Consider the following 17,822-nt stretch of genomic DNA (forward strand, 5'->3'; position numbering starts at 1 on the left):
GCCTTCATGCAGGCGGACACGGCCGTCATCATCGCGGCCAAGGATGAGCAGGACCGGATCGCCGCGACGGTGGAGGCGGCGGCGTCGCTGTCGGGGGTGGACCTCGTCGTCGTCGTCGACGACGGGTCCACCGACGCGACGGGACGGCTGGCCGAGGGCGCGGGCGCGAAGGTCGTACGACACGCGCGCAACCGCGGCAAGGCGGCCGCGATGGAGACGGGTGCCGCCGCCGTCCGATTGCTGGACGGCGACGTCCCCCGCCACCTGCTGTTCCTCGACGCGGACCTCGGCGACACCGCCCGCCAGGCGGGCCCGCTGATCGAGCCGGTCCGCTCGGGCACGGCCGCGATGACCATCGCCGCGTTCAGCGAGCGCGTGAAGCTCGGCGGCCACGGCTTCGTCGTCCGCCTGTCCCGGGACGGCATCCGGCGCCTCACCGGCTGGACACCGACCCAGCCGCTGAACGGCCAGCGCTGCCTCACCCGGCAGGCGTTCGAGGCGGCCCTGCCGCTCGCGTCCGGCTTCGGCGTCGAGACCGGCCTCACCATCGACCTCCTGCGCCAGGGCTTCAAGGTGACCGAGGTGGAGGTTCCCCTGACGCACCGCGCCACCGGCACCGACTGGCGGGCGCAGCTGCACCGCGCACGGCAGTTCCGGGACGTCGGGCGGGCGCTCGCCGCCCGGGAGCCCGCCGTGGCCCGGCGACTCGCCCGGCTGCGTCGTGACCCGCGCTGACCGACTGGGCTTCGCGGGGCTGTCCGCCGCCGCGCTGGGCCTGGCCTGCTTCCTGACCGTGGCACTGCTCGGGCCGTCGGTCATGGAGCCCGCCCTGTCCGGCTCCTCCGGGCAGCCGCCGTACTCCCTCACCGCGCACCCCTCGGCGCACCTGGCCCTCGGGCTGACCGCGGCCGGGATCGGGCTGTCGGCGCTCGGCCTGGGCCTGGCCCTGTACGCGTCCCGGCGCGGCTGGTGGATCCGGCCGCGGATCCTGCTGGTCGCGGGCGCCGTCGCGGCCGTCGCGTTCATGTTCATGCCGCCCATCGGCTCGGCGGACCACCTCAACTACGCGGCGTACGGCCGCATGGCGGTCACCGGCAACGACCCGTACGCCACGGCGCCGCGCAACCTGCCCGCCGACCCGGTCATCGGCGCCGTCCAGGACTGGCGGAACGCCCCGACCCTGTACGGCCCGATCGCGACGGCGCAGCAGAGCCTCGCCTCGCTGATCGGCGAGGACTCCGTCCGGCTCACCGTCTTCGTGATGTCGGTGACCGGGGTGATGGCCTTCCTGGCCGTCGGCCTGGTGCTGGCGCACGCCGCCCGCGGCGACCGGGACCGACGGCTGCGCGCGGCGCTGCTGTGGTCCGCCAATCCCCTGATCCTGTACGCCGTGGTCGCCGGGGCGCACAACGACGTCCTGGCGCTCGGGTTCGCGGTCGCCGGGCTGGTGGTGTTCGCGGTGCCCGATCCGCCGTGGGCGCGCCGGCCGGAGACCCGGACGCTCGGCCGCTGCGTCGCCGCCGGGATCCTCATCGGCGCCGGTGCCGCCGTGAAGCTCAACGTCGCGATCGTCGGTGCCGGACCGGGCTGGGTCCTGCTGCGCGAGTGGTGGCGGACCCGCGCCGGCGCCGGCCCCGTACGACCGGCCGTACGGGCGGGCACCGGCGCGGCGGCGGCCCGGGTGCCCGCCCCGTCCGGTGTCGCCCTCGCCCGGGTGTCACGGCCGGCGGGCGCCGCGCTCGCCCGGCTGGTCGCGCTGCCCGGCGCGGCGCTCGCCGTCACCGGCCTGGCGTACGTCATCGCGGGACCGCACTCGCTCGACCAGCTCCACCGCGCGTCCAAGGCGGTCGCGCTGGCCACGCCCTGGCACCTGTTCGCCGGGACGAACGGCGGGCTGCTGCTGACCCTGCCGCGCTCGGCCGTCCAGAACGCCGCCATCGCCCTGACCGCCGTCCTGGCCGTCCTGCTGCTGCGCGCCGCGCCCCGGCCGCGGCTACGGAACCTCGGCGTCGCCGCCGACGCGGCCGGCGAGGACGCGCTGCGGATCACCGCGGTCGCGGCGGTCGCCTGGCTGTTCGCCGCGCCGTACGCCCTGCCCTGGTACGACGGCCTCGGCTGGGCGATGCTGGCGCTCGTGCCGTGGTCGCGGCTCGACGGGCTCCTCCTGGCCCGTACGAGCCTGCTGGCCCTGGCCTACCTGCCCGCCCGCGACCCGCGGCTCGCCGGGCTCCCGCGCTCCCTCGACTGGCTGATCACCGACGTGCGCTCGCGGGTCACCCCGTGCTTGCTGACGGCTCTTCTGATCGCTCTGGTCGTGGTGGCGCTTCGCGCCCGGCGAGCTCCAGCGCCCGTACGCTCGCCGCGAGCGCCAGCGGAACCGCGACCGTGAACGCCATCGCGGGGATCGCCACGCCGGAGTCGTTGACGAGCATGCCGACCACCGTCGTGACGAGGGCGGCGGTGAGCGTGGCCCGCAGCGCGGGGGCGCGCTCGTAGGCCAGGTGCAGCGCGGCGGCGCGCCAGGCCAGCGGCCGCAGCAGCGCGAAGAACAGGAAGCCGACGCCGAGCACGATGATCACCGACAGCTTCCAGTTGCCGAACGTGCCGACCATGCCGAGGAACTTGCGGAAGACGACCTTGCCCGCGTCGCCGCTCGTCAGTTCGTTCCAGAACTCCCCGATGTGGGTCGGGTTCGCCCGCAGCGAGTCGAGGAACGAGATTCCCAGCACGAGCACGGCCCCGGCCGCCAGGACCGCGATGACCCGCGTGGGCCGGACCCGGCGCCCGGTGAGCATGAACGCGAAGACCGTGAACCCGGGGATCACCGAGATGATGCCGCCGAAGTCCGCCCCCCACATCGGCCCGCCGTCGATGACGAGCGCGACCACTCCTGCGGCGACGACGACGGCGAGCGGGACCAGGCGCCGGTCGCCCCACCTCGCGGCGGCCAGGCCCGCCAGTGCCCCCGCCGCGATGATCAGCCCGGTGACCCACAGCGCGTAGGTCGTGTTGCCGAAGCCGTAGAACCGGCCGGCGACGACCGGCGTGTACCCGAGCATGCTGCAGTTCTGCAGGTGGTTCCCGGTCATCACGTCCAGGCTGAGGACCAGCGCGGTCACCCCGGCGACCACCACACCCGGCCCGGTGACCGAGCGGCGCCATGGGCCGGCCAGCGCGGCTGCCGTGACCACGACGACGCCGGCCAGGATCAGCAGCGCCAGCGTCAGGGCCGGCTGCCCGCTCCGCCACCACGGGACGGCGTTGGCCAGGAACGACGCCACGGGCAGTGCCCCGGCCGCCAGCGCGAGCACCTTGGTGGCCGCGAGCCGCCGGTCGTTCCTGCGGCGCAGCGCCACCGTCGCGAAGGCGTAGAGGGCGAGCTGGGCCGCGATCAGCACCATGTAGAAGGGGAAGACGAAGCGGCTGTAGATCCGCGCGTGCGTGTCCCGGTCCGCCATCGCGCGCACGACGCGGGCCACCGACGCCGACTTGCGGCCGTCGGAGCGCCACGGCGAGCCGACCGCGTCCTTCGGCTGCGCGACGCCGAGCGTGCGCAGGATCGTCGACGTCAGGTCGGTCAGCGTGACGAGGCCGACCGTGCGCGTGGAGTTCGCCGTCAGGTAGCGCGGGCCGTAGCCCGGTCCGGCGGCCATCGCGACGTGCAGCCGCTCGGTGCCGGCGTTGTCCGACAGCCCGGCCAGCAGCACGGTCGTCCCGGCGGGCGCCGCCTTCAGGATCCGGCCGACCTGCGCGTCGGCGGCCGACGCCGCCGCGGCGCGGACCTTCGGGGTGACCCGGACCGGGTGGCCGTTCACGTCGACGCCCGCGTCGACGTAGGCGCGGACGACGTCGTCGACGTCGGCCACCGTGAGCGCGCAGCGCGCCCACGCGTCGGCGGGCGTCTTGTCGGCCGAGGGGAAGTACGCGTCGACGCGGCCGGCGCGGTCCGCCGCGCCGACGGCCGCGCCGGGACCGATCGCCGTGGTGCAGGCTCCGGCGCCGTGCACCGCGTCGCCCAGGAGGCCCGGCTTTGAACCGTACTTGCTGCGCGCGTTGTCCTCGCGCATCCCGGCGAAGCCCGGGACGGACGTGCCGGCCGGGGCGGGCGGCAGGCCGCAGCTGCCGTGGCGCAGCTGGGAGCGCTGCCCGGCCGACAGGGTCAGCCAGCCGTCGATCGGGCAGGCGTGGCCGCTCACCGTCTTGACCGACAGCGTGCCGACGGCCGCCCGGCCCGTCAGTTTCCACAGGTTCGGGGTGCCGGTGCGGCGGATGTCGCCCCAGCGCAGCCCGGGCACGCCGATGAGGAGCACCCGGCCCGGGCTCTTCGCGGGCGCGCCCGCGGTCGCCGGGGGCGGGGACGCCGCCGATCCGGTCGAGGTGGTCGGTGTGGGCGTCGGCGTGGACGTGGCGGTCGCGGTGCCGGGCAGCAGACCCAGCGACGCGGCTGTGAACAGCACCACCATGGCGATCGCAGCGCCCAAATGGTGACGTTCCGCCTTTCGTGGCCGTGCCACGATCACCTCCGGAATCTTGGGACGTCCCCAGGCTAGTGCCGTGCCCACCGTGCTCGCCGGTGTACGCCGCTTTGCGGATCTTCCCGTTCCGGCGGGCCCGGCGGAGGCCTTCCACCGCCGCACGGAGGCCTGCCGCCGTCGTGCGGGGGCCTTCCACCGTCGGGCGGCGGCGCACGGCTCCCCAGCAGTGGGCGACGTGAGCCAGGATGGGACCCATGGCTGAGCGAAGGACGAAACGCGAGATCGCGATGGCCGTCGCGGGGCTCGCGATCGTCGTCGCCGCGGTGGGGCCGCTCGCGCTGCACTGGCTGACCAACCCGGCCGACCAGCGCATGGTCGACCTGGACGTCTACCGCTCCGGCGGGCAGGCGGTGCTGCGCGGCGCGCCGGTCTATGACTTCCTCACCCAGCCGCCGCAGCTCCTGCCGTTCACCTACCCGCCCTTCGCGGTGCTGCTCGCGATCCCGCTCGCCCTCCTCCCGTGGGCCGCCGCCCAGTGGGTGTGGGCGGGTCTCATCCTGTTCGCGCTGACGGTGACCGTCCGCTACGCCTTCCGTCCCCTGCTCCAGAGGTTCCCCGGGTGGGCGCCCGTCCTCACCGGGATCCTCGTCGCGGTGTGCGCGTACCCGATGCCGCTACGGGACCAGTTCCGGTTCGGGCAGGTCGACGTCTTCCTCATGGCGATGTGCGTGGCGGACTGCGCCGCGCCCCGGACGCGCTGGCCACGGGGCCTGCTCGTCGGACTGGCCACGGCGATCAAGCTGGTGCCGGGCGTCTTCATCATCTACTTCCTGGTCATGGGCCGCCGCCGGGAGGCGGTCAACGCCATCGCCGGTGCCGCGGTCGTCTCCCTCGGGACGTTCCTGCTCCTGCCGGCGGACTCGGCCGACTACTGGTTCGGCGCCCTGTTCGACAGCGAGCGGCTCGGGTCCAACACCGCCACGACGAACCAGTCGATCCGGGGCATGCTGCTGCGGGCCGCCCTGCCGGACTCCGTCGCTGCCGTCCTGTGGCTCGCGTGCGCGGCGCTGATCGCCTGGGTCGGCTTCCGCGCCGCGCGGCGCACCGCCCGCGCGGGCGATGAGATCGGCGCCATCGCGATCATCGGGCTCGTGCAGGTGCTGGTCTCGCCGGTGTCCTGGATCCATCACCTCGCCTGGCTGGTCGTCGTCCTCGGCGCGCTGACCGGGACCGGCCGCCGCCGGAAGGCCTTCGCCTTCGCCGTGGGGGTGTGGTTGTTCTACGTCCTCACGATCCCGTGGTGGGGGATCGACCTGCTCGCGTACCACATCGGCCCGCGCCCGGTCGGGCGCGTCGTCCAGGACGCGTACGGGCTGGGGGCGCTCGCTCTCCTGTTCGTGTTCCACCGCCGGCGGCCGAGCGGAGCGATCCCAGAACCGGAATCCGAAAGTGATCGCGTGGATGCGTCGCGTGACGAGCCGCGGGTGGGTACGCTCAGATCGTGATCCTCGTCACGATCGCCCTGGCCGCCGTCGGCATCGGGCTCCTCGGCCTCTACGCCGGGCTGACCGCCCGGCGTCGCGCCGCGCAGGCCGTCGAGGAGTGCGTCGAGATGGTGCGCCGCCGGCTGGAGACGAGCGCCGACGTCACCGACGGCCGCGCCATCCGCGATGTCGCGATCGTCCACTATGACGCGCTGCGGGAGGACGCCGGTGGCCTGTCCTTCTCGCTGGCCCTCCTCAACGCCGCCGGAGACGGCGTCGTGCTCACTTCGATCAACGGGCGCACCGAGACCCGCACCTATGCCAAGATCGTGCACAGTGGCCGCAGCCTGCAGCTGCTGTCTCCAGAAGAGGACCAGGTCGTGCGGGCGGCCAGGCTCGGTCAGGGGCCGCAGATCCGGCTCGACGACGGGCGCGACATCGGCATGAACGCGCGGCCCTCGCCCTCCACGTGACGGGCGACCGGTCCGTCATAGTACGAAACCGCCCGTAACCTGGGTTGACGCCGGATCTGTCCAGCAGCGGCATAAGGGGACTCCGTGACCGACGACAGCCCGCGAAACGCGGCGGCACCGGCCGACCGACCCGAGCGCTTCGCGTACTTCGGCCCTGAGGGCACCTTCACCGAGGCCGCGCTCCTGACCCTGCCCGAGGCGCGGCAGGGCGTCCGCGAGCCGTACGCCACCGTGCCGATGGCCCTGGACGCCGTCCGCCGCGGCGACGCGGACGCCGCGATGGTGCCCCTGGAGAACTCCGTCGAGGGCCCGGTGCCCACGACCGTGGACGAGCTCGCCGACGGCGACGTGCTGCTCATCACCCGCGAGGTGATCCTCCCGGTGGAGTTCGCGCTGCTCGTACGGCCGGGCACCGCGCTGGAGGACATCAAGAGCGTCTGCACCCACCCGCACGCGCACGCGCAGTGCCGGCGCTGGCTGGCCCGTACGCTCCCGCACGCCCACGTCGCGACCGGGACGTCCACCGCCGGAGCCGCCATGGCGGTCGCCGACCCCACCTCGGGCTTCGACGCCGCGATCGCCGCGCCGATCGCCGGCGAGCGGTACGGCCTGGTGCCCGCCGCGGAGAGCATCGCCGACCGGCCGGGCGCGGTGACCCGGTTCGTCCTCGCCCGGCGGCCAGGCCCGCCCGCGGCGCCGGTCGGCTTCGACCGCACCTCGCTGATGGCGTACCTCACCGATGACCACCCGGGCGCGCTGCTGGAGTTCCTCACCGAGTTCGCGGTCCGCGGCGTCAACCTGACCCTGATCCAGTCCCGGCCGACCGGGGACGGTTTCGGCCGGTACCGCTTCTGGATCGACTGCGAGGGTCACGTCGCGGACGCGCGGGTCGGCGAAGCGCTCATGGGCCTGCGCCGCATCTGCTCGGACGTTCGGTTCCTCGGCAGCTACCCGCGCGCCGACCAGGGCCGCATCGAGATCCGCCGGGGCACCCACGACAGCGACTTCGCCGAGGCGTCCGCCTGGCTGCACGCCATCCGCTCCGGCCACGACCTGTGACCGGACGCCACGGGCCCTACTTGACCTGGACGTAGTCGCCGGACGCGGCGATCGACAGGTAAGGGGAGTCGTCCCCGAACGGGGCCTCGGCGTACCAGATCCCGGACCGGGTGTCCTTAGGCGATCGTCGGGTGAGCCTGTCGGATCGAGCGGCGGCGTCCCCGGTGATCGCGCCGCCGCTCGATCCGGCCGACCGGCACCTCCCTGCCGTTCCCGCCGAACGGCAGGGAGGTGCCGTCGCTCGTGCCCTGGCATGCCAGGTGGGGAATGCGGGAAAGCGCCGCTCGGCCGGTGCGGCGAGCCGCGCGGTCGATCCTCGCCGCTGGGCACCACGGCGGCAACGCTTTCCATCAGGGTCGAAACCCGGCCGTTTCACTGCCCGTTTCGCGGTCCGCCTTGCTGGCCGCTCCGCCGGCCGCGCCGGACAGGCGGGCCAGCACGTCGTCGTGCAGGAGCCCGTTCGTGACGACGGCGCAGTTCCGGTCGACGCGCGGTTCGCCCGCCAGGTCGCTGAACCGGCCGCCGGCCTCCTCGACGATCACCTGGATCGGCGCGTTGTCCCAGATCTTGCCGCGCGGGTTGAGGCTGACGTCGCAGCGGCCCTCCGCCACCAGCATCTGCCCCCAGAAACAGGCCGAGGCGAACTCGTACCGCGCGGCCTGCGACAGACCGAGCAGGCCGGGAACGAGGCCGCGGCGTTCGAAGTGGTCCAGCGCCGCGTACGAGAGGTGGACGTCCGCCAGGTCGCCGACCTCGGACACCCGGATCCGGCGGCCGTCGCGCGCCGCGTCCGGCGCGCCGGGCCACGGCGGGCCGCTGGTGTACGCGCCGTGGTCCCGCGCCGCCCACCAGCGGCGGCCCATCGCGGGCGCCGACACGACCCCGACGGTGATCCGCCCGTGCTCCTCCAGCGCGATCAGCGTCGCGTACACCTCGATGCCCCGCGTGTAGTTGTCGGTGTGGTCGACGGGGTCGAGGATCCAGCGGCGGCCCTCTCCGGGCGTCTCGTCGAACTCCTCGCCGAGGACGCCGTCGTCCGGCCGGTGCTCGGCGATCAGTGCCCGCAGTTCGCGTTCCGTCGCGAGGTCCGCCTCCGTCACCGCGCTCCGGTCGGGCTTGGTCCGCACGTCGAGGTCGGCGCGCCGGAACCGGCTCATCGTGACGGCGTCCGCCCGGTCGGCGAGGAAGAGCGCGAAAGAGAGATCGTCCATGTCCGTGACTCTGTCACGGCGGTCCTTGCGCGAGCGGGGGCCCGCACGGCCGATCGCGGCCGGGACGTCGAGCCGGGTGATCGGTTATCGGGTCGGCCACGGGGCGGGGCGGGCGGTAGCCTCGTCTCTGTGATTGACCTGCGAGCCCTTCGAAACGATCCCGACCGGCTGCGCGCGAGCCAGCGCGCCCGGGGCGAGGACGAGGCCGTCGTCGACGAGCTGCTCGGTCTGGACGAGCGGCGCCGTTCCGCGCTGAGCACCTTCGAGTCGCTGCGGGCGGAGCAGAAGAGCTTCGGCAAGTCGGTGTCGAAGGCACAGGGCGAGGAGCGGCAGAAGCTGCTGGACCGGGCCAAGGAGCTCGCCCAGCAGGTGAAGGAGGCCGACGCCGAGGCCCAGCGGCTCGACCAGGAGCTGCAGGCCCTCCTGCTGACCGTGCCGAACCTCGTGGAGGAGGGCGCGCCCGAGGGCGGTGAGGAGGACTACGTCGTCCTGGAGGAGGTCGGTACGCCGCCCGCGTTCGACTTCGAGCCGAAGGACCACCTCGAGCTCGGTGAGCGGCTCGGGGCGATCGACATGGAGCGCGGCGCGAAGGTCTCCGGCGCGCGGTTCTTCTTCCTGACCGGCGTGGGCGCGCAGCTGCAGATGGCGCTGCTCAACCTGGCGATGGAGCAGGCGATCGAGGCCGGGTTCACGCCCATGATCCCGCCGGTGCTGGTCAAGCCGGAGTCGATGGAGGGCACCGGGTTCCTCGGCGCGCACGCCTCGGAGGTCTACCGGCTGCCCGAGGACGACCTGTACCTCGTGGGCACCTCCGAGGTGCCGCTCGCGGCCTACCACCGCGACGAGATCATCGGCGCGCTGCCCCGGCGGTACGTCGGCTGGTCGTCCTGCTTCCGGCGGGAGGCCGGCTCGTACGGCAAGGACACCCGCGGCATCATCCGGGTGCACCAGTTCGACAAGGTGGAGATGTTCTCCTACTGCGATCCGGAGGACGCGCACGAGGAGCACCTTCGCCTGCTGAACTGGGAGAAGCAGATGCTCGCCAAGGTCGAGCTGCCGTACCGCGTGATCGACGTGGCGGCGGGTGACCTGGGGACGAGCGCGGCCCGAAAGTACGACTGCGAGGCGTGGGTGCCGACCCAGAGCCGGTACCGCGAGCTGACCTCGACGTCGAACTGCACCGAGTTCCAGGCGCGCCGGCTGTCGGTGCGCTTCCGGGACGACGAGGGCCGGACCCGCCCGGTCGCGACGCTGAACGGCACGCTCGCGACGACCCGGTGGATCGTCGCGATCCTGGAGAACCACCAGCAGGCCGACGGCTCGGTGCGGGTTCCGGAGGCGTTGCGCAAGTACCTCGGCCGTGAGGTGCTCGAGCCCGTCGCGCGATGACTCCGCGGGTGGTCGCCACGGACCTGGACGGCACCGTCGTCCGGAGTGACCACACGGTGTCCGAGCGCACCGTGGCGGCCTTCGCCCGCGTCGAGCGGGCGGGGGCCATGCTCGTGCTCGTGACGGGCCGCCCGCCGCGCTGGATGCGGTCGGTCGCCCACTTGGTCGCGCATCGGGGCCTGGCGATCTGCGCGAACGGCGCGATCACCTACGACCTGCACACCGAGCAGGTCGTGGACACGCATCTGATCCCCGTCGACCGGCTGCGCACGGCGATCGCGGTGCTCGGTGAGGCGCTGCCGGGGCTGGGTTTCGCGGCGGAGTACGACGACGGGATGTCGTACGCGCACGGCTTCGAGCTGTCCTACTGGGACGCGCGGACGCCCCGGACGCCGACGCCGATCGAGGAGCTGGTGTCCCGGCCGGCCGCCAAGCTGCTGGCCCGCCACCCCGAGCTGGAGGCCGACGCCCTGCTCGCCGAGGCGCGGCGGATCCTGGGCGACCTCGTGCTGCCCACGCACTCGAACGGCCACCGGCTGATCGAGATCAGCGCGCCGGGGGTGTCGAAGGCCAGCACGCTCGCCGAGCTGTGCGGGCGGCACGGTGTCGACGCCGCGGAGGTCGTGGCGTTCGGCGACATGCCGAACGACCTGCCGATGCTGACCTGGGCGGGTCGCTCGTACGCCGTGGCGAACGCGCATCCGGAGGTGCTGGCCGCGGTCCACCGCAAGGTGGCGGCCAATGACGAGGACGGCGTCGCGCGCACCATCGAGGAGCTCTTCCCCGGCTGACCGGCCCCTGCCTGGCCGGGGGCCGGGGATCGGCGCGGGAGCCGGCGTCACCCGGCCTCCCGCGCCGCCTGGCCGTTCTTTCTAGAGGTACGGGCCGGACGAGCGGCCGTGGCCCGTGTCGTCCTGCTGGGGGATGACGCCGGGGGGCAGGGCGCGCCGCATCTGCTCCAGCTGGGCGCGGGCCGCCATCTGCTGGGCGAACAGCGTGGTCTGTATGCCGTGGAACAGCCCTTCGAGCCAGCCGACGAGCTGCGCCTGGGCGACGCGGAGCTCGGCCTCGCTCGGGGTGACGCCGGTGTTGGTGAACGGCAGGGAGATGCGTCCCAGCTCCTCGATCAGCTCGGGGGCCAGGCCGTCCTCGAGCTCCTTGATCGAACGCTGGTGGATCTCGGCCAGGCGTGCCCGGCTGGCCTCGTCGAGCGGCGCGGCGCGCACCTCCTCGAGGAGCTGACGGATCATGCTGCCGATGCGCATGACCTTGGCCGGCTGTTCGACCATCTCGGTGACCGGTCGTTCCTCCGACTCGCCGTCGCCCTTGGGCTCGGCGGCCACGATGGGCATGCCGTTGGGCCCGACGACGACGACCTGCGGGTCTTCGCTGTTCAGTGGATTATTCATAGATTCCCAGTCTCACACCGTTAGAACGATCTTGCCGACGTGCGTGCTCTCCTCCATGACACGGTGCGCCGCGGCGGCGTCCGCCATGGGAAGGGTACGGTGCACGATCGGGCGTACGGTCCCGGCCTCCAGCAACGGCCAGACGTCCGCGCGGACCGCCGCGACGATCTCGGCCTTCTCGTCCAACGGCCGGGCGCGCAGGGAGGTTGCGTGGACGGATGCCCGTTTCGTCAGCAGCCTGCCCAGATCGAGCTCGCCTACCCCGCCGCCCTGCATCCCGATGACGACGAGCCGGCCGCCGGTGCCGAGGGCGTCGATGTTGCGGGGGAGGTACTTCGCGCCGATGATGTCGAGGATCACGTCGACGGGCCGGGCCGCCTCGGCGAAGTCCTCGGTGCGGTAGTTGATCGCGACGTCGGCGCCGAGCTCCCGGCAGCGCTCCAGTTTCTCCTCGGTGCCGGCCGTGCACAGCACGCGCGCCCCGCGCGCCTTGGCGAGCTGGATCGCCATCGTCCCGATCCCGCTGGAGCCGCCGTGCACGAGCAGCGACTCGCCCGCGCGCAGCCGGGCCAGCATGAAGACGTTGGACCAGACGGTGCAGGCGGCCTCGGGCAGCGAGGCCGCCTCGACCAGGCTAAGGCCGCGCGGGACGGGCAGGAGCTGCCCGGCGGGTACGGCGACGCGGGTGGCGTATCCGCCGCCGCTGAGGAGCGCGCACGCCTCGTCGCCGACGTTCCACCCGGTGACGCCGTCGCCGACGGCGGCGACGCGCCCGGCGACTTCGAGGCCGGGGTACTCCGAAGCGCCTTCCGGAGGTGGATAAAATCCACGTCGTTGCAGGATATCGGCGCGGTTGACACCTGCCGCAACGACGTCGAGCAGCACCTCGTCATGGCCGATGACGGGGTCGGGCACTTCCACCCAGTGCAATACGTCTGGATCGCCCGGTTTTTCGATGACGATGGCATGCATGGGTTTCACGGTAGCCGGGGATGCTCAAGCGACACGGTATTGGTCAATGCCTGTGGTGGCTTAGGCTGCGGATGAACATATCGTGCTGATTCATCCACTGCGCGTCCGCGAGGGGGACCTGGTGGCCAAGAACGATCAGGATAAAACGGGCCGTTCTCTTGAAGAGCAGCTCGCGTCTCTTGATGCCATGAACAGCGAGTCCGCCGAGCCGCGGGACCAGGCCGCGGAGGAGGCCGCACCGCCCAATCCGTGGACGAACACCCCTCCTGCGCCGATGTTCCCCGCGCCGCCGGCGGACGCCGCACAGCCCGGCGAGGGGCAACCGGCCGGCGAGGGCCAGCCACCGTACGCCTTCGGGACGCCCGGATATCCGCCGCCGCCCGAGTTCGGCGTGCCCCCGCAGTTCCCGGGCGCGCCGTCCCAGGAGTACGGCCCCGGCTTCCTCCCCTTCCCACAACAGCAGGGCTTCCCCGCCGCCGCGCAGGAGGCCCAGGAGGACGCGGCGGCCGAGCAGCGGGATTCCGGCCGGCACCCGCAGGAGGACCAGCCGGAGCAGGCGCCCGCCCAGCCGTACGACGCCGGGCCCGCGGATCCGGACGACGGCTCCGCGCCGTATGACGTGCAGCAGCCGTCCCAGCCCGCCGAGCCGGCGGGCGACCGGGAGCAGGCCCTCGACGACGCCGAGCGCACGCAGTTCGTCGAGCAGCGCCCCGTCGCCGAGGTGACCCAGGCGGACGGCTTCGAGGTGACTCAGGCGGACGGCTTCGAGGTGTACGGCGACGGCGGCTACCCGGGCTACCCGCAGTACTCCGCCCCGGCGTTCGGCCCGCCGTACGCCCAGCCGCCCGCCGGTTACCCGGCGGCCGAGCAGGGCCCGCCCTATCCCGGGGCGGCGCCGGACTACTCCGCGCAGTACCCCGGAGCCCCCGACTACGCGGCCCAGCAGTACCCCGGCCGCCCCGCCGAGCAACCGGGCCGGCCCTACCCCGCGCCGCAGTACGGCGGCCGGCCAGAGGCCGCACCGTACGGCCGGCAGGACGCGCCGTTCCCGCAGCAGGAGGCGCCGTCGTACGCCCAGCCGGAGGACGGCCCGCCGTTCCAGCCGCTGCCGGAGACGTACGCCCAGCAGCAGGGCCCCGGGCAGACCTCCGACAGCCTCAGCGCGGACACGCTGCTGCGCGGCCGCCGGCAGGCTCCCGCCAACGGGTGGCGCCGCGCGCTCTACAAGGCGTCCGGCGGAGTGATCCACCCGGGGGAGTCCCCGGCCGAGCTGCGCCGCCGCGAGCTGCTCGCCCGCGCCCGTACGCCGGTGGCCGGCGGTCACCACCGGGTCGCGGTGATGAGCCTCAAGGGCGGCGTCGGCAAGACCACGACGACGGTCGGCCTCGGCGCCACGCTCGCGTCGCTGCGCGGCGACCGGGTGATCGCGGTCGACGCCAACCCCGACCGGGGCACGCTGTCGGACAAGGTGCGGCTGGAGACCGCGACGACCGTACGAGACCTGCTCAACGAGCACGAGCAGATCCAGCGGTACGCCGACGTGCGCGCCTACACCTCCCAGTCCCCGTCCCGGCTGGAGGTGCTCGCCTCCGACCGCGACCCGGCGGTTTCCGAGGCGTTCAGCGAGCAGGACTACCGCACGGTCGCGCACGTCCTGGAGCACTTCTACTCGATCTGCCTGACCGACTGCGGCACCGGCCTGCTGCACTCGGCGATGGCGGGCGTCCTCGGCCTCGCCAACCAGCTCGTGCTGGTCAGCTCCCCGTCCGTGGACGGCGCCCGGTCGGCCTCGGCGACGCTCGACTGGCTGGAGGCCCACCACTACGGCGAGCTGGTCCGCGGCGGCGTCGTCGTGCTGTCGATGGTGCGGTCCCGCAGCCGGAGCACGGTCGACCTCGACCGGCTGCAGGCCCACTTCGAGAGCCGTTGCCGCGCCGTCGTCCGCATCCCGTACGACCCGCACCTGGAGGAGGGCGCGGAGGTGGAGCTGGAGCAGCTCTCCCCCGCGACGCGCGACGCCTACCTGGTCCTGGCCGCGACGGTCGGCGACGGCTTCGCCTGGCCCACCTGACCCGCCTGTCCGCGCCGACTCCGTCGAGCGAACGGGAAGAGGCCGCCGCCCGGCACGGGCGGCGGCCTCTTCGGTCGGCGGAGGGTGTGGGATTCGAACCCACGAGGACTGTCCCCAGCCCTGGGCGCTTTCAAGGCGCCTGCACTAGTCCACTATGCGAACCCTCCAGATGGTGAACACCTTAGCGGGCCGGGCACGGCCGTGTGCGCCGGACGCCCGGCGCACACGGGACCGCGTCGGGCGGCGTACGGAGCGTCAGGCGGTGCGCCGGCGCACCCGCCGCAGGTCCTCCTGTGGAAGGGCCCCGGCGACCGACAGCCGGGGAAGCAGGTCGGGCTCGGCGGTCAGGGCGCGGAAGGCCAGCGCGACCGTGACGTCGTGCTCCGGCCGGTCCTCGACGGTGATCGGGTCACCGGCCCGGATCTCGCCGGATTCGATCACCCGGAGGTAAGCGCCGGGGAGGGCGGCGCGGGTGAACCGCTTGATCCAGCCCTGCTCCTCCATCCAGCCCTGGAAGGTGCCGCAGGGGATGCGCGGGCAGGAGACCTCCAGCACGACCCGCTCGCCGACGCGCCAGCGGTCGCCGATGAGCGCGCCGTTCACGTCGAGGCCGGACGTGGTGAGGTTCTCGCCGAAGACGCCGTCCGGGAGCGCGCGGCCGAGCTCGGCCGCCCAGCGGTCCAGGTCCTCGCGCGCGTAGGCGTACACCGCCTGGTCGGTGCCGCCGTGGTTCCGGACGTCGTACACGCGGTCACCGGCGAGGCCGACGGCGCCCGTGCCCTTCGGCCCGGGGGCGGTGACGGCGACCGGCCCGTCGACGGGGCGTTTGTCGATGCCGGTGATCCCGGTGGTCTTCCAGGGGTTCGGCCGGGGGCGTCCGATGTTGACGGAGAGGAGCAGCGCCATGGTCGAACGGTAGGCGGGTGGGCGCGCCGGACGCGAACGGTTTCCCGGTCACCCGCCGGAGGGCCAGGGCCGCCAGTCGAACGCGTCCCGCCATCCCGGAGCGCCGGCCGCCCAGGCGGCGAGGGCCTCGTGGACCTGCCACAGGTCGGCGGTGACGGCCTCGAAGTGCCGGTCCGCCGCGCCCTCGCGGTACTCCACGGCGAACGTCCCGTCGACCTCCCGGTACACCTGCATGAAGTGGCCGGCGTCGGGTGCGTCGAGCCGGTCGACGATGAGGTACTGGTTGCCCGGCCCGAGCTCGTCCAGCAGCCGGAGGAGGAGGGCGCCGGAGGGAGCGTCGTACGCCACACCGTGCGATGTTTCAGCACGCACTTCCGGTCCGCCCATGCGTGTCACGTTATGTGACGTTCTCGGGCTTGGGAAGAGTGGTCACCGGCCACCGGACCTCCCTGGTCACGCGCGGTCTCACCGGATGTGGCGAAAGATCGGTGACCTTGGTGTATCTCCACTATCTTCACGTGCATGCCGAAAAACGAACAGGATCCCGCGGGCAGCACCCAGCAGTTCCGGGCGTTCGCCAACCGGGGAGACGCCGCGCCGTCCGGCCCGAAGAACACCGGGCTGATCATCGGTGGTGCGATCGGCCTGCTGGTCGTGATCGTGGTGATCGCGCTCCTCGTCATCTGACGGCGGCCCGCCACCGCGACCGGTCAGTGGCCGCTCTCGGAGAAGTGCTGGAAGTCCCAGGGGCCACCCCACGTGCCGCCCCACCCCCAGCCGATCGAGCGGAAGGCCCGGACCACCTTGTCCCCCGCGTGGATCACGCCGGGGTCCTTGCGCTTGCGGTTGCCGTACTTCACGCAGCGCGGATGCTCGATGTGACCGTTGGAATGCACGTAGGGGTTCTCGCACGTGTTGAGGTCGACGGCGAGCCCGTACGCGTGCTGGGACCAGTTGCTGGAGCCCGTGGCGTTCCGGCAGTTGAAGGCCGAGGTGTTGTCGGCCTCGATCGACTCGAAGTCGCTGCCCTTGTACTTGTCGACGAGTTCCATGCGCCGGATCGGATAGCGCTGGTCGTACAGCTTGTGGAAGACGCTCACGATCTTCGACGCCACGTGGGCGTTGACCACCATCTCGCCCTGGTGCGGCTTGTGGTCCATGCCCCAGTACGTCATCCGGATCAGCCGGAGGCCGTCGAGACCGACCGGGCAGCCGGCGTGCCAGGAGTACTTGACCGTCGCGCGCGACGGAATCTTGGAAATCTTTGCGGTGAAGGCCTGCGGTCTCGCCGAAGCCGTTGGGGACGGCGAGGAGGTCGGGGTGGCCGAGCCTGGAGTGGCGACCGGCGACGTCGCCGCCGGCGGACGGGCCGTCGTGTCCGGCGATCCTCCGCCACAGGCCGAAAGTGCCAGCGCCGCGCCACCCAGGACGGCGGCCAGGGTCAGGCGTTCCATAACGGAAGCATTACATGCGGTCGCCGATGCTTCGTCCGGAATCAGCGGGCGAACTAGTCTTCGGCTACGGCCGGGGCAGTCGATCCGCGAGGGCCGATCATGACGGAGACGGACGGGAAACGGCGACCGCCCCTCGGCATGCGCGAGATCACCGCCGTCGGCAGCGGGCTCGGCACCTTCATCCTCGTCGACTCGATCATGATGTACTCCGCCCTGGAGATGAACCTCTCCGGCGGCAAGGACTTCAGCCTGCTGGCCCAGGCGCTGGCGCTGCTCCTGCTGGCGTTCGGGCTCGGCGGCTTCCTGGCCTGGAAGATGACCGGCTTCACCCGGCTGTACGGCGTCGGGCTGATGTGCGGCTGGACCTTCATGACGCTGTTCTCGCTCGGCTTCTGCACCGGGCTGAACTCCTGAGCTCAGCGCGCCTTGGCGACCTGCTCGGCCACGGCGCTGAACGCCCGGCCGACCGCCTTCAGGTCATCGGGGTCGATGACATCGATGAAGTACTCCCGTACGGTGGCGACGTGATCGCGCGCGGCCTGCTCCAGGAAGGCGAAACCCTTCTCGGTGAGCTCGGCGTTGACGCCGCGCTTGTCGTCGCCGCAGGTGCCGCGCGAGACGAGACCCTTGCACTCCAGGCGGGCCACCGTGTGGGAGAGACGGCTCCGTGACTGGCTCGCGTACTCCGCCAGCTCGGCCATGCGCAGCCGCCGCTCGGGGGCCTCGGACAGCCGTACGAGGATCTCGTACTCGGCGGTGGTCAGGCCGTGCTTGGCCTTGAGGTCCCGGTCGAGGAGATCGGCCAGCCGGACGCTGCCCTCGATGTAGGCGCGCCAGTCACGCTGTTGGGCCGCATCGAGCCAGCGCGGTTCGCTCATGTTTCGATTGTACAGGTTGATTGAATTTTCAACAAGTTTCG

Annotated in this window: 18 protein-coding genes and 1 tRNA gene; 10 read left to right on the forward strand and 9 right to left on the reverse strand. The window is 72.8% G+C overall.

What is annotated here, in order from left to right; translation table 11 throughout:
• The first annotated feature begins 6 nt into the window (after positions 1-6).
• Positions 7-735 (forward strand): glycosyltransferase, encoded by a 729-nt coding sequence (locus NE235_RS11325; RefSeq protein WP_252801602.1) that lies wholly within the window; start codon positions 7-9, stop codon positions 733-735.
• Complete coding sequence (gene mptB / locus NE235_RS11330; protein WP_252801604.1) at positions 722-2,389, forward strand: polyprenol phosphomannose-dependent alpha 1,6 mannosyltransferase MptB; 1,668 nt, start codon at positions 722-724, stop codon at positions 2,387-2,389. The genes NE235_RS11325 and mptB overlap by 14 nt, the downstream gene beginning before the upstream one ends.
• Here mptB and NE235_RS11335 read toward each other — a convergent pair.
• Positions 2,274-4,481 carry a hypothetical protein gene (locus tag NE235_RS11335; RefSeq protein WP_252801605.1) on the reverse strand — a complete coding sequence of 736 codons (2,208 nt, stop codon included), beginning with the start codon at positions 4,479-4,481 and terminating at the stop codon, positions 2,274-2,276. The two genes, mptB and NE235_RS11335, sit on opposite strands and share 116 nt — an antisense overlap.
• A 248-nt stretch (positions 4,482-4,729) precedes the next feature.
• Here NE235_RS11335 and NE235_RS11340 point away from each other — a divergent pair, with 248 nt between their 5' ends.
• The 3 genes from NE235_RS11340 (at position 4,730) to pheA (ending at position 7,491) form a co-directional block, all read left to right on the forward strand.
• Positions 4,730-5,980 (forward strand): glycosyltransferase 87 family protein, encoded by a 1,251-nt coding sequence (locus tag NE235_RS11340; protein WP_252801607.1) that lies wholly within the window; start codon positions 4,730-4,732, stop codon positions 5,978-5,980.
• A complete protein-coding gene (locus NE235_RS11345) occupies positions 5,977-6,432 on the forward strand; it encodes a DUF4446 family protein (protein WP_252801609.1) in 456 nt (151 codons plus the stop codon). The genes NE235_RS11340 and NE235_RS11345 overlap by 4 nt, the downstream gene beginning before the upstream one ends.
• A gap of 84 nt (positions 6,433-6,516) precedes the next feature.
• Positions 6,517-7,491, forward strand: a complete 975-nt coding sequence (gene pheA / locus NE235_RS11350) for a prephenate dehydratase (protein ID WP_252801611.1) — start codon at positions 6,517-6,519, stop codon at positions 7,489-7,491.
• A 350-nt stretch (positions 7,492-7,841) separates the two neighbouring features.
• Here pheA and NE235_RS11355 read toward each other — a convergent pair whose 3' ends face one another.
• A complete protein-coding gene (locus NE235_RS11355) occupies positions 7,842-8,702 on the reverse strand; it encodes an inositol monophosphatase family protein (protein ID WP_252801612.1) in 861 nt (286 codons plus the stop codon).
• A gap of 129 nt (positions 8,703-8,831) precedes the next feature.
• Between NE235_RS11355 and serS the strand changes: the two genes are divergently transcribed.
• Together serS and NE235_RS11365 are read left to right on the forward strand one after the other, a co-directional pair.
• A complete protein-coding gene (gene serS / locus NE235_RS11360; protein ID WP_252801615.1) occupies positions 8,832-10,091 on the forward strand; it encodes a serine--tRNA ligase in 1,260 nt (419 codons plus the stop codon).
• Positions 10,088-10,882 carry an HAD family hydrolase gene (locus tag NE235_RS11365; protein WP_252801617.1) on the forward strand — a complete coding sequence of 265 codons (795 nt, stop codon included), beginning with the start codon at positions 10,088-10,090 and terminating at the stop codon, positions 10,880-10,882. The genes serS and NE235_RS11365 overlap by 4 nt, the downstream gene beginning before the upstream one ends.
• 81 nt (positions 10,883-10,963) lie before the next feature.
• Here NE235_RS11365 and NE235_RS11370 read toward each other — a convergent pair whose 3' ends face one another.
• Positions 10,964-11,500, reverse strand: coding sequence for a bacterial proteasome activator family protein (locus NE235_RS11370; protein WP_289848445.1), 537 nt, complete (start codon positions 11,498-11,500; stop codon positions 10,964-10,966).
• 12 nt (positions 11,501-11,512) lie between these two features.
• Positions 11,513-12,472 (reverse strand): NAD(P)H-quinone oxidoreductase, encoded by a 960-nt coding sequence (locus NE235_RS11375; RefSeq protein ID WP_252801618.1) that lies wholly within the window; start codon positions 12,470-12,472, stop codon positions 11,513-11,515.
• Between the two features lie 82 nt (positions 12,473-12,554).
• Between NE235_RS11375 and NE235_RS11380 the strand changes: the two genes are divergently transcribed.
• Entirely contained in the window at positions 12,555-14,543 is a 1,989-nt protein-coding gene (locus tag NE235_RS11380) for a nucleotide-binding protein (protein ID WP_252801620.1), read from the forward strand.
• A 78-nt stretch (positions 14,544-14,621) separates the two neighbouring features.
• Here the strand turns inward: NE235_RS11380 and NE235_RS11385 are convergent.
• From NE235_RS11385 to NE235_RS11395, 3 genes are all read right to left on the reverse strand, one after another.
• Positions 14,622-14,710: transfer RNA gene (locus tag NE235_RS11385), tRNA-Ser, on the reverse strand.
• A gap of 88 nt (positions 14,711-14,798) precedes the next feature.
• The gene (locus NE235_RS11390) at positions 14,799-15,449 is read right to left on the reverse strand and encodes an MOSC domain-containing protein (RefSeq protein ID WP_252801622.1); all 651 of its coding nucleotides are present in this window, start codon (positions 15,447-15,449) and stop codon (positions 14,799-14,801) included.
• 48 nt (positions 15,450-15,497) lie between these two features.
• The gene (locus NE235_RS11395; protein ID WP_252801624.1) at positions 15,498-15,836 is read right to left on the reverse strand and encodes a hypothetical protein; all 339 of its coding nucleotides are present in this window, start codon (positions 15,834-15,836) and stop codon (positions 15,498-15,500) included.
• A 135-nt stretch (positions 15,837-15,971) separates the two neighbouring features.
• On the opposite strand from NE235_RS11395, the gene NE235_RS11400 reads away from it, so the two are divergent.
• Positions 15,972-16,136 (forward strand): hypothetical protein, encoded by a 165-nt coding sequence (locus NE235_RS11400; protein ID WP_252801626.1) that lies wholly within the window; start codon positions 15,972-15,974, stop codon positions 16,134-16,136.
• A 23-nt stretch (positions 16,137-16,159) separates the two neighbouring features.
• Here NE235_RS11400 and NE235_RS11405 read toward each other — a convergent pair whose 3' ends face one another.
• The gene (locus tag NE235_RS11405) at positions 16,160-16,903 is read right to left on the reverse strand and encodes a M15 family metallopeptidase (protein ID WP_252801628.1); all 744 of its coding nucleotides are present in this window, start codon (positions 16,901-16,903) and stop codon (positions 16,160-16,162) included.
• Positions 16,904-17,002: 99 nt separating this feature from the next.
• Between NE235_RS11405 and NE235_RS11410 the strand changes: the two genes are divergently transcribed.
• Positions 17,003-17,317: a hypothetical protein gene (locus tag NE235_RS11410; protein WP_252801630.1), complete on the forward strand. Its 315-nt coding sequence runs from the start codon at positions 17,003-17,005 to the stop codon at positions 17,315-17,317.
• A 2-nt stretch (positions 17,318-17,319) separates the two neighbouring features.
• Here NE235_RS11410 and NE235_RS11415 read toward each other — a convergent pair whose 3' ends face one another.
• Positions 17,320-17,781, reverse strand: a complete 462-nt coding sequence (locus NE235_RS11415; RefSeq protein WP_252801632.1) for a MarR family winged helix-turn-helix transcriptional regulator — start codon at positions 17,779-17,781, stop codon at positions 17,320-17,322.
• Positions 17,782-17,822 lie beyond the last annotated feature (41 nt).

Origin of the sequence: Actinoallomurus spadix (genome assembly GCF_024055725.1) — a bacterium.
Classification (GTDB): Bacteria; Actinomycetota; Actinomycetes; order Streptosporangiales; family Streptosporangiaceae; genus Actinoallomurus; species Actinoallomurus spadix.

Coding starts and splice junctions, on each gene's coding strand:
- NE235_RS11325 (WP_252801602.1), top strand. CDS start 7: ATGCAGGCGGACACGGCCGTCATCATCGCGGCCAAGGATGAGCAGGAC.
- NE235_RS11340 (WP_252801607.1), top strand. CDS start 4,730: ATGGCTGAGCGAAGGACGAAACGCGAGATCGCGATGGCCGTCGCGGGG.
- NE235_RS11355 (WP_252801612.1), bottom strand. CDS start 8,702: ATGGACGATCTCTCTTTCGCGCTCTTCCTCGCCGACCGGGCGGACGCC.
- NE235_RS11365 (WP_252801617.1), top strand. CDS start 10,088: ATGACTCCGCGGGTGGTCGCCACGGACCTGGACGGCACCGTCGTCCGG.
- NE235_RS11370 (WP_289848445.1), bottom strand. CDS start 11,500: ATGAATAATCCACTGAACAGCGAAGACCCGCAGGTCGTCGTCGTCGGG.
- NE235_RS11375 (WP_252801618.1), bottom strand. CDS start 12,472: ATGCATGCCATCGTCATCGAAAAACCGGGCGATCCAGACGTATTGCAC.
- NE235_RS11390 (WP_252801622.1), bottom strand. CDS start 15,449: ATGGCGCTGCTCCTCTCCGTCAACATCGGACGCCCCCGGCCGAACCCC.
- NE235_RS11395 (WP_252801624.1), bottom strand. CDS start 15,836: ATGGGCGGACCGGAAGTGCGTGCTGAAACATCGCACGGTGTGGCGTAC.
- NE235_RS11400 (WP_252801626.1), top strand. CDS start 15,972: ATGCCGAAAAACGAACAGGATCCCGCGGGCAGCACCCAGCAGTTCCGG.
- NE235_RS11405 (WP_252801628.1), bottom strand. CDS start 16,903: ATGGAACGCCTGACCCTGGCCGCCGTCCTGGGTGGCGCGGCGCTGGCA.
- NE235_RS11410 (WP_252801630.1), top strand. CDS start 17,003: ATGACGGAGACGGACGGGAAACGGCGACCGCCCCTCGGCATGCGCGAG.
- NE235_RS11415 (WP_252801632.1), bottom strand. CDS start 17,781: ATGAGCGAACCGCGCTGGCTCGATGCGGCCCAACAGCGTGACTGGCGC.